Genomic DNA, 11,854 nt, shown 5'->3' on the forward strand with positions numbered 1-11,854 from the left:
CAGCATATATTCCACTCTTTGTTTTGGTAACTCGGTATCAATCGGTAAATACGCCCCACCCGCTTTTAAGATACCTAATATGCCTACAATCATCTCAATAGAGCGTTCCATCATCACACCAACAATGAATTCTCTTTTAACTCCCTGGTCTAATAACCTTCTCGCCAACTGATTAGCTTTTATATTTAATTGTTTATATGTAATTTCTTTTCCATTACATACAATCGCTATTTGATTAGGATTCTGTTTTACCTGCTCTTCAAATAATTGAGGAGCTGTTACAGTCTCACAAAGTAATGTTTTATGAACTCTAGTCGTATGATTGAAATCAAATAATATTTGATTCTTTTCTGTTTTAGGCATTACATCTAGATCCATTGCAGATTTATTTGGATCTTTCATTAATATATCTAAAATATTATATAAATGATTAACTATTCTACTAACTAATCCTTCACTATATAAAGTAGAATTGTAATCCACTTGAACCTTTAACTGTTCTTCATTTTTCATAAACCTAATAACCATATCAGAGTTTATTTTATCTGTACTCTCATAACAATGAATATCATCTAACATTACTATTGTATTTAATAAGGGAAGATTATTACTCTCTCCATCTAGACTTAATAATTGAGTAAGTTTATTAAAAGGAAAATGACAATGTTCATTTGACTCTAAAATTGTTTCTTTAATTTTATATATTATTTCTTTAAAATTATCTTCTTGATTTATTTGAGTACGTAATAATAAAAAGTTGTTTTGAAAAACCGTCTCTTCTTGACCTTGTTTAAAAACTGGCATTCCAATTACTACATCATCCTTATCGGTATATCTACTTAAGAGATATTTCACACCTGATAATAAAATAGTGTACAGTAACATATCAGAATTATTGCTAATTGCTACAGCTCTCTTCGCAATATCCGATGGGAATTGACAATAATAACTTTCTTTAGAAGCCTGAATATTATTTAAAGACAGACAATCACAAGGAAATCTACTTAACTCAACATCACCTGATAACTTGTCTAACCAATATTCTTTTTCTTTTTTAAATTTTTCACTAGATAATAAAACCTGCTGGGTAAATTTATCAAGCATTTTTTCTTCCCACCATTCTCTATGATATTGATACTAAATACTACATATTTAGTGGTTATGTTCCCCATAGACCTATCCGTTTTATCATGAGGGGGCACAATCATACTCGTCATTGGGAGTTTTCTTCCTCAGTAATAAAACTCCCAATAACGACCAATTAGATTGCTACTTTAACGATAGAAGTTTCACATAAAGCATAGAAATGCACTTTTCTCTTACTCAGATACATCTCTTAATTTTTTTACTTCACAGATTTTACCCTATCTAGTATTTTCATAATTAACTCGCCCACGATGTCAGCTTGATGTAGTAAAAACATATGACCACCATTAACTGTTAGAAAATGAACCTCATTGCCCCATTCTACCCACTTCTTAGCCCCTTTTACTGTATAATTAGAGTCTGTTGTTCCACTAATAATATATAGGGGCGCTTTCAACAATGTTGTGTCATCATTTATATAATTCTCAATGGCACGAAAGTCTGATCGAATAACTGGAAGGATATAGTTTAAAAGCTCTTGATGTTGTAATACTTCATCCGGTAATCCTCCCAAAGACTTTATATAATCTATAAAGTCTTTATCATCTAAATGATTTGTTTTTCTTCTTATTTCCGGTGGATTCATAGCAGAGATAATAACATTTTTAGGATTTATGCCCTTACTTTCTAAAATTTGAGCCATACGGTGAACTATAATTCCTCCCATGCTATGGCCAAATAATGTAACCTCTCCCTCTAAAATTGGTTGCATCTCCATTAAATATAAATTAACAAGATCATCTATGTTATCAACTAGTGGAGAAAGATTAGGACCATGGCCTGGAGGATCAAATGAAATAAGTTTTATATCTTTCGGTAAATAATTCTTTAAAGGTAAAAAAGAATTCGAATAGCCCCCAGCATAAGGAACACAAACCAAATATTTGTTACTATTCAATCCTGGCGATAAATCTTTCATTAATTTTCTCAAGTGACTTCTCCTTTATTAAATAAAATTTTCATCAAATAGTTGTTTAATCAAACAAATTATCAATTTCTTCATCACTAAGGTTTAAGGTTTCAAAATCTGATGAAGTAAATTCTTTTGTTTGCATTTGACAACAGGATTGGATATATGTCTGTAGTCGTTCTAGATAATCTGAAAATAAATTTTCTACAAAATTCTTTTGAAAATGACTTGTACTAAATGTCACATGAATTTCTAAGCTTTTATTCTTAACCATGGCCACAATATCCAATAATGCAGTAATATGATTATCTTTTGATTGTTCACTGCCACTTTGATAATCAACAATAGTAAACCATCCATCCCCGAGAGAATTATCTATCTCTCCTAAATAGTTAAAACGAATTATATTTTGAGTTAAATCTTTGCAAGAAGGAAACTTCTCTTTAAGAATTCCATATCCAATTCCCTTATTAGGTCTTTTACGAACCTCTTCTTTAACACTCTTTATTTGATTAGCAATATTATGTGAAACTTGTAATACAATAGGATACATCGTTGTAAACCACCCTACTGTACGTGAAATATCAAGATGCTCAAATAATTCCTCTCGACCATGACCTTCTAACTCAAATTTAATTTGATCTTGGTTTGTATATTTACCTAAATTTTCTGTCAACACAGCAAGTAACAACTCCATTGGTTGTGTATTGTAAGGCACATTTGCAGTAGTTAATAGTTTTCTTGTATCATCTGCATTCAATGTAAAGGTAAGAGTCGTACAACTTTCAACAGTACTATTTTCTTTTTCTCTATTAATTTGAAAATTATTATCTAGCGTGTTATCTATGGATTCCCAATAATCTAATTCAGCATGTACTAAATTAACTCCTCGACTATTTAAAGCTTCAGACCAATCTTGGAAAGAGTTAGTTTTTAATGGTAGCGATGGAACTTCTCCTAAATACAAGCTATTCAAACATCGGTTTGCATCTTCAATTAAAATACGCCAGGACACAGCATCAACAATAAGGTGGTGTGCAGTTAATAATAACAACTGTTGATCATTTGAAAGCTGGAATAAGGCCCCTTTAAATAATGGTCCTACATTCAAATTTAAACTTCCTTTTAACTCTTCACCTTTTATATGAACCTGATTCAAAGCCATTTGAATTGGAATTTCAGACAAATCAAACATGGTAACCTTAGAATCAACAATGGACATATCTTCGTCATAATAGAAGTAATCCTGCTTATCCTCATACCTTAACCGTAACAAATCATGATGATGCATGATCATATTTAACATCTTATTAACATATTCTTCTTTAACCGGCTTCTTCAAAGACAGTAATACCGATTGATTCCAATGATGCGGGTTCTTAAACTGTTGATTAAGGAACCAACGCATAATAGGAGTAGGCTCTACCTTTCCTGTTACCAATGTTTGTGAGACTGTAACATCTTTTTGTTTAACTAACATTGCTGCCAATTCACTTACAACTGGATAATTTAGTACATCTTTAACTCTAACTTTCCATCCCAGTTCTTGTAATCTAGCGCTCACTTGGATCGCTTTAATAGAATCTCCACCTAAATGATAAAAATTACTATGCAATTCGATTCTATCAGTCTGTAATATTTCCTTGATAACTTCACTAACCATTCCAGTAACATCTTCATCTACTTCTTCTAAATGAGTATGATTAGAACCGTTATTTAACATCGGATCTGGCAACGCTTGACGATCTACCTTTCCATTGATAGTAAGCGGTAGCTGATCCATATAGATAAAAAATGAAGGAATCATATAACTTGGTAGCATATGCGAAATAAAACTGCGTATTTCTATATTTTGAACACTGTCTTTCAAAACAATGTAAGCAACTAGATGATTTGAATTATCCTCATCTTGCCAATTCACCACTACTACATCTTTAACAGAATTGTGTTGTAACAGTGCATTCTCAACTTCCCCTATTTCAATACGATATCCTTTAACTTTCACTTGAGAATCCATCCGTCCTTGATACTCAATTAATCCATTTGGCAACATGACAGCTAAGTCACCACTTCGATACATCTTCTCACTCGAAATAAATGGATTGGATAAAAAACGTTGCGCTGTTAAATCCGGACGATTTAAATAACCTTTAGCTACCCCATCACCCGATATATAAATTTCTCCTTTTACACCAATAGGAACCGGCTGAAGATTCTTATCCAATAAATATATTTGAACATTATCAGCTGGTGTACCAATTGGTACGGATGCTCTTCGATCTAGATCTGGATCATAACGATGAATCATACATCCAACCACAGTTTCAGTTGGTCCATATTCATTAATTATTTCAACTTTACCGCTAAAAAGATCATATATCTTTTCGGCTACTAAGGTTTTCAAATCCTCTCCACCCACAATCAATCTGCGAAGAGATGAAACTCTTGGGGGTGAATAGTTATTTAACAATGCTAAATGTGAAGGCGTAACTTTCAACACTGTTACTACATTTTCCTTGAGTATTTTTGACAAAATAAACTCATCTTCATTATCATGATATATTACTAACAATAAACCACTTATTAAAGGAGTGAATATTGAAGTTACTGTTAAATCAAAAGAAACGGATGAATATAATGCAAAAACATCATTTTCACTACTAATATAGTTCTTTTTAGCCCAGGAAATATAGTTAACCAATCCACATTGAGTGATTACAGTTCCTTTAGGATTCCCCGTGGTTCCAGAGGTATAAATTATATATATTGGATCATTTGGTGCATTTACTAGGTTTAGATTGGCATTATCTCCTTCATAAAGTTTCTGATCACATATATTAATTTTCTCACCTAAATATTCTAAATTACCCTCATTTGTATAGTCAGTTAAAAGTAATGTTGTGCCGCTATCATTCAAAATATAACGAATTCGGTCCTCTGGGTAGGAAGGATCTATAGGCAAATATGTACCTCCAGCCTTAATAACTCCCCAAATTGCAATTACTATCTCAAGTGAATGTTTAGCTAGTATACTCACGACTTGACCATTTTTGACTCCTTTTTCTCGTAACTTTCTTGCTAACTGATTAGATTTCTTATTTAATTCAAGATAAGTCATTGATCTATTAGCATGTTGAATTGCTATTTTTTCTGGTGTCTGTTTTACTTGTTCTTCAAATAATTCTTGAATAGTTTTTTCTTTCGGATACACAACAGCTGTATTGTTAAATTTCTCTAGCATAAACTTTTGCTCATCATCCGATAACAAAGATAATTCTTTTATCGATTGATCTTCATTACGTAAAACTTGTTCTATTAAAGCTAAAAACCTTTCATGCATACAATTGATTTGATCTTCTTCAAAATCCGCAACTTTATAATCATATTGAATTTCTAAACCTTCATCTGCCCATTCCTTAATAACTAACTGCAATGAATAGGCTTGGTAACCACTGTAAAACTCCACGTTTTCTAAAGAAAATCCATCAATAGTATTTTTAAGTTTTGTATTATAGTAATTCACACTATATTGAAATAAACCATCGTATCCTTTACTAGTCAATTGCAAGTCTTTTACCAATAAGTTATAAGGATAACGCTGGTGAAATAGACATTGTTTTATTTCATGATTTACTCTTTTAATGAAAGATAGAACACTCTCATCTTCATCCACATTTAATCGTAACGGCATTGTGCTAGTAAACATACCTACTATTTTCTTTTCTAGTACACCGGAACGATTTAGTACAGGAGATCCAATGATTATGTCTGATTGATCATACATTTTATGAATATAAATAAGCATAAAGGTTGAAAATAATGTATTCATAGATATTCTATGTTTTTGTATAAAAGACTGTAGAGCAACCGATTTTTCTTTTTCAATTAAAAATATCTTTCGTTTCCCTTCTAGAGAATGAGATGTTTTTGATAAAAAGAAATCTGGCAGATTCATAAATTTCTCATTCCAATAATTCTTATTTTTTACGTATCGAGGGGATTCCAGATATTTCTCCTCTGCTTGTAAATAAGACAGATAAGTAGATTCAACCGTATCATTTATATGCTCATCATTCTTTAACTTAGAGTAAAAATCGATAATTTGACTCGTCATAAGTTGGATTGTCCAACCATCAGCTATAATATGATGAAACTTAACAAAATAGGAGCTTTCTACATCACTTATTTTCAAGAGCACAAATTCAAACAGAGGGCCTCCTTCAAGGGGAATTTGTTTTTGAAATTCATCCTGGGCCCAGTTTCTAGCTTCTAAACTTGGATTATGATGATTAGAAAAATCAATTAAACGTATTGGTGTAGGTTCAAATGGTGATATATATTGGTGGGGTTCTCTATGTTGTTGAAAAATCCGTAGACGTAAACCATCATTTTTCTTAATGAATAATTGAATTGCTTTTTCTAAAATTGTAAAATTAATTTCCCCATTAATAAGAACCATCCCTCCGATGTTATACATAGATGTGTTTGGATAAATTTGTTCATTATACCAAACTCTTTTTTGTGGATGCGTAAGAGAATGCTTTACAATTGTTTGTTGCATATTTCCACTTCCCCTCTATCCACATCCGTTGGTGTTTCCGGAAATTGTATATTAATATAGTGAGGATAAGGATTTATATTCTCAAGATTATGTTCTAAAATTAATATTCCATTTTCGTTGCTAGTTTCCTTAAATCCAGCTAATCGGTACGTAACAAACATCATACGGTTACGGTCAGTCTGTCGAAACTCAGCCAAAAAGCGTTTACCTGCCTGTTTTGTCCTTTCCATTAGATATGTGAGGAGTATAGTACCAACGCCACGGGACATTACACGACAAGACATGAGAAGAAGTTTTAGGCAGTCGGCTTCCTCCGTCCTTTTTACAAGTGTTAAACCAATCTTCCCATAGGAGCCATATTTGTCTGATAACTCACAAACTAATAATAAATAATCTGGATGATTACGATAATAGTTTAATTCATCATAATCATAGGTAATACCAGTCGAATTTAATTGATTCGTACGTACTGTTAACTCCTCTGCACGCTGCAAATCTTCCTCACGAGCCTCACTAATCACAAAATTCATCCCAAGTGAAGCTAAAAATTCTTCTTTTGGGCCTTCATATTCTTCTTCATCCTTCGTTCTCTTAAGATTTTCTAAATACATCAGTCTTCGACGACGTGAATCTTCTGTAATTCTTTTTGGTTGTAGTCGTGGCAAGTCTAATAACGACTTATATTCATTTACATGTATACACAGAATATCATTATGAACACTCTGTACTTCTTCTAATTCAAAAGGTTGGTCATCAATGAACGCAAAAGTATCAATACCTATGTTTAAATTTTTTCTAATTTTCTCAATGGAACTAGATTTAGAGTTCCAATGAATCTCCGGATATAAAAAATACTCTTCTATTCCAAATTCCCGTAATTTAGCTATTGCATCTTCGTAGTTATTTTTACTAGCAACTGATTGCAGTATTCCACGTCGATCTAATTCACATATAATTTCATAAATTCCAGGTTTTAAAGTAACTGTACCACTCTCTAATAAAACACCATCCCAAATTGTACAATCTAAGTCCCAAACAACACATTTAATTTCCTTACTCATGATAATGCCTCCTTTGTTTTATTCATTTTCACAGTTCCCATCTCCATCACTATAAGCTTATCTGCCAAATGAAAATATTGATCGTCGTGAGTAATAGCAATAATACATTTACCCTTCGCTCGCATTTGAGGTAACAATTCTTCATAAAAGAAGCGTCTATAACCAGGATCTTGATCCGCTGCCCATTCATCAAATAAAAGTATAGGTCGATCTTCCAAATACGTAACCAGCAATGCCAACCTTTTCTTTTGTCCAGTTGATAGTTGCGTAGTAGTAAAGCGCCCATTCTCAATGCCAACCTTGTCACTCAGTTGGAGAAGTTCTAAATAATGATCGATTTCTGCTTTCATTCCTTCTGTATTAATTCCATATAGCCTATCAAAAACATGAAAATCACTCAGGATAGCTGAATAGTATTGATTCAATTCCTCTGGAGCTATTTCTTTTCCATTTAATAAAATGTTACCTTCATTAGGTTCATATAACCCAGTAATCAGTTTTGATAAAGTAGATTTTCCACTCCCATTACCACCAGCAATAAAGACTATTTCTCCAGAATTAAACTCCATGTCTATTGGACCAATACCAAAACCAGTAAAATCTCCATCTTTATTCTTATACTTATAACTTACATTTTGTAGCTGCAAACAAATTGGCACATCTAAGTACTCTTTTGTTGTCGCGATTTGCTCATTTGCCTTTATATGATCTACACTCTTCACCATTTGTTGAATACGTTGCCAAGAAATACGTACATTTACGAGCTGAGGGATACCGCCCAGTATTTCATTAACTGGACCTGTCATATACAGAAAAACGATTACATAGTTACTTATCGTCTCTTTCGGCATATTAACAAAAATTTCTGGAAATACGAAAACTACAATACCAATAACAAAAATGAATAATAGTTCTCCCAGAACAAACACATTTGCAAATTTAATATCTCCTATCGTTCGTTTAACACGATAGTTATTACAGCTTTCATTCATAACTTCTCGAAAATCGTTTCGTTTTCCAGTATGAAGCCTAAGCTCTTTGAAACCATGCCTTAGATCACCAATCAAACGAAAATATACATTCTGAATATCTCTTGTTTCATTCCAAACTTTATCTGCTTGTCGTCCGATCAAAGAATATACCCCTGCAGTAATAAAGATGATACACAAGGATAGTAAAAAGGCATACATATTCATTACACCAAGATAGAGAAAACAAAATAGTAACGTTAATAAACTTGTTCCAGCAGTAACTAATAGATTGAGAGAACGAGAGATAACTTCCGTATCGTTATTTAATGTCGCCTCTATTCGGCCCTTCTCAATCAACTCCAATTTGTAATAAGGAGTCTGTAACAACTTATCTGTTAATTCCATCCTTTTTTCATAAACTAGCTCGTTTGTATACGATACAATGCTAGTTCTAATAATACGTTGTGAAAAGATATACATAACGATTCCAAGTACAAAGTAAAACAACAAGCCATTTTCCAAATTATTTGATCTAACAAACGTTTCATTAATCACAAAAATGAGAAAGGCATTACCAAATCCTGATATTAATCCCAAAACAATTAAAGTCAAAAGCGACTTTCCCTTTTGTCTTGGAAAACAAAGATTTAAGAATGTATGGATAACATAGGCCAAACCCACCCCAGCAATTGCATATATTGCAAGTACAACAGTTGAAGGAGCCCAAACTTTTATAAATGTCCACGGAAGCCCTCCAAACAAGAGATTTGGTAGTTGATAAAGTGCATAAATCATTAGCCCATATATCGCAACAACTAATACCATATGTAACCATGTTTTTCCCGTTGGTAATATAAACTTTCTTTTTCTAAAAATAATCTCCCTGATTAAATGAAATAACATGACCAATAACGTTAGTAAACACAAAGATGAGATCACAAATAAGGCTGTTCCTAATTGATCCGTTTTCTTATATTCATCATAGAGTAACGGTTTAACTTCTTTATCTATCATCATATTTAAAAGACTGCTACCGATATAGTAAGTGTAATTACTATTCAGATTTGCTAATACTACGACCCCTATCTGTTCCTCATCACGGAAACCAATATACGATGAATAATTTGGGTTACTTCCACCATGTGAAATTTCCCCTCCACCACTTTGATAGACCTCCCATCCAGCTGCATATGAAGCTCCATTGCTATCTGGGGCAACCTTTCTATTCGCTTTATGAGAATCGTTAATCAATTCCTCCGGAAACATCCTAGGCTTTTCAACCCCAAGCTGTAATTTTAACCATCTTTCCATATCATTTATATTTGAAATAAAATATCCAGCCGGTGTATTCCCCCTATAATTAGGAGCGTCATAGGGTAATGATTGTAAGAAATTACGCTTGTAACCTTGGGCCATGTTATCTAATGGGGCCATCTCTCGTCCAGCGTATGTACTCAATAAATCCAACTTTGATAGCACATGATCTTGAACATATCTTTCAAATGATTGATTAGTTGCCTTCTCGATTACTAAGCCTAATAGATCGTAGTTAACCGTAGAATATTCAAAACTGCTACCCGGCTCTCGGTTTAGTCCTATTGGCATAACATTTCTAATCGTTTTCTCAATAGAATCTTTGCCATTGGTTATAGGAATATATCCAATGGCCTTTTCCGGTATTCCACTAGTATGGTGTAATAAGTCATAAAGTGTAATTTCATAAGGTTTTCCTTTATACTCCATTTCAAACCATGAAACATATTTAGTTAAAGAATCACTAAGTTTAATTTTCCCTTCTTTTTCTAGCTGCAATACAGCTAATGCCGTAAAAGCTTTTGAAGTAGAACCTAGCTCGAAAAGCGTCTCATTCGTAACTTGACGTTTTTTGTCTGTATTGGCATAGCCATAATTCTTCTTATAAATCGTTTCGTTTCCTTTTACAATTACTACTGAAAGTCCAAGAATACCCGCTTGAGATATTTGTTCTTCTATATGCTTCTGTATTTTCTTCTCATTAAACTGTACCGTTTCCTGTGCTTCCACCTGTCGATAAGGGAGTACTATTAAAGTCATTAAAATGATAAACTTCAACCATATGTTTAACTTCATATTTTTAGCCCTCTTTTAGTTAACTTGGATTAACTTTTCAATTTTCTTTTTAAATGGTTGCACAACATTTTGACCAATACGTTCAATTTCATGCTCACTAATCTGAGAAGTAATAAGAAAATAATTTGCCCCTATTTCCCAAAAATCAGTTAATGTCGAGATGACTTCCTCATAGCTACCAACAATAGAAATTGAATTAGATGGGTTAACTAAACTTAGACCTCCCCAAAGATGATCATCTATCCACATACTATCTTTTGTAATTAAATCTTTGTATCGGCGAAGTCCAATAGAATCTGCATTATCTAAAAATAGCTTAGTCATCCGCTTTAAGGCTGCTGGTGTTCTCTCAAGTAATTCATATGCTTCTTTATATGCTTCTTCCGAAGTCTCACGAGCAATGATGTCTACTAAAATAGCACCTGGAATTTTCTCGCGCCCATATTGCTTAGCGTAATTATTAACTGTTTGATAGTGTTCTCTAAGACTTTTGCGGTCTGTTGCATAAAGTATATAAGCATCACCATGCTCTGCAGCTACTCTCATTGCCTCCTCGGAGGACCCCGCTACAAAGTAGCGGGCACTTCGAGAGAGATCTTCCTTTGGATAAATATCACTATTTTCTACTTGATAAAACTCACCTTTATAGCTAGTTACTCCTCGTCTTAATTGTTGTAACAGCTCAATATATTCTTTTGTCCTAGCATATCGAACATGGTGCGGTTCTGGTAATCCATCACGCGCAAGGACAAGCGAGGCACTTCCAGTTACAATGTTAATATCTGCACGATTACCAATTAAACTATTTAAAGTATTCAATGCTTTTGCTGTTACGGTAGGAAGCATCTGGTTTGTATTTTGCGCAACCAAAATCTTTACAAACTCCGTATTCATTCCAATCATAGACGCTGCTATCATTGGATCAACAGATGTTGGTGCAATAGAAACCAATACCGAGTCAAAGTTATTCTTCTCAGCTCTTTTAGCTTGATTAACATATTCCTCTAGAAGTTCTTTTGTTTGTGGTGTTGGAATAACAGGTAATCCCCAGCAAAACTCAACTTTTGACGGAACTACTTCTTTATTAATCATGTTG

General features: G+C 33.2%; 6 protein-coding genes. All 6 read right to left on the reverse strand.

Translation table 11 applies throughout. The features are described from left to right. Positions 1 to 1,104, reverse strand: a 1,104-nt coding sequence (locus tag HMPREF2590_RS12570; RefSeq protein WP_141763537.1) for a condensation domain-containing protein, incomplete at its 3' end; no start/stop codon positions are given. Positions 1,105 to 1,345: 241 nt separating this feature from the next. After that, the gene (locus HMPREF2590_RS12575) at positions 1,346 to 2,077 is read right to left on the reverse strand and encodes a thioesterase II family protein (protein WP_001228849.1); all 732 of its coding nucleotides are present in this window, start codon (positions 2,075 to 2,077) and stop codon (positions 1,346 to 1,348) included. A 43-nt stretch (positions 2,078 to 2,120) separates the two neighbouring features. Then, positions 2,121 to 6,617, reverse strand: a complete 4,497-nt coding sequence (locus HMPREF2590_RS12580; RefSeq protein WP_070861427.1) for a non-ribosomal peptide synthetase — start codon at positions 6,615 to 6,617, stop codon at positions 2,121 to 2,123. Continuing rightward, positions 6,599 to 7,678 (reverse strand): HAD-IIIC family phosphatase, encoded by a 1,080-nt coding sequence (locus HMPREF2590_RS12585; protein WP_000031545.1) that lies wholly within the window; start codon positions 7,676 to 7,678, stop codon positions 6,599 to 6,601. The genes HMPREF2590_RS12580 and HMPREF2590_RS12585 overlap by 19 nt, the downstream gene beginning before the upstream one ends. Continuing rightward, entirely contained in the window at positions 7,675 to 10,758 is a 3,084-nt protein-coding gene (locus HMPREF2590_RS12590) for a cyclic peptide export ABC transporter (protein ID WP_070861428.1), read from the reverse strand. Before HMPREF2590_RS12590 ends, HMPREF2590_RS12585 begins: the two co-directional genes overlap by 4 nt. A 15-nt stretch (positions 10,759 to 10,773) precedes the next feature. Then, on the reverse strand, positions 10,774 to 11,850 hold the full coding sequence (locus tag HMPREF2590_RS12595) for an LLM class flavin-dependent oxidoreductase (RefSeq protein WP_000608546.1): 1,077 nt from the start codon (positions 11,848 to 11,850) through the stop codon (positions 10,774 to 10,776). Between the last annotated feature and the right edge of the window lie 4 nt (positions 11,851 to 11,854).

This window comes from Bacillus sp. HMSC036E02, from assembly GCF_001836235.1.
GTDB lineage: Bacteria > Bacillota > Bacilli > Bacillales > Bacillaceae_G > Bacillus_A > Bacillus_A cereus.

Coding starts and splice junctions, on each gene's coding strand:
- HMPREF2590_RS12580 (WP_070861427.1), bottom strand. CDS start 6,617: ATGCAACAAACAATTGTAAAGCATTCTCTTACGCATCCACAAAAAAGA.
- HMPREF2590_RS12585 (WP_000031545.1), bottom strand. CDS start 7,678: ATGAGTAAGGAAATTAAATGTGTTGTTTGGGACTTAGATTGTACAATT.
- HMPREF2590_RS12590 (WP_070861428.1), bottom strand. CDS start 10,758: ATGAAGTTAAACATATGGTTGAAGTTTATCATTTTAATGACTTTAATA.
- HMPREF2590_RS12595 (WP_000608546.1), bottom strand. CDS start 11,850: ATGATTAATAAAGAAGTAGTTCCGTCAAAAGTTGAGTTTTGCTGGGGA.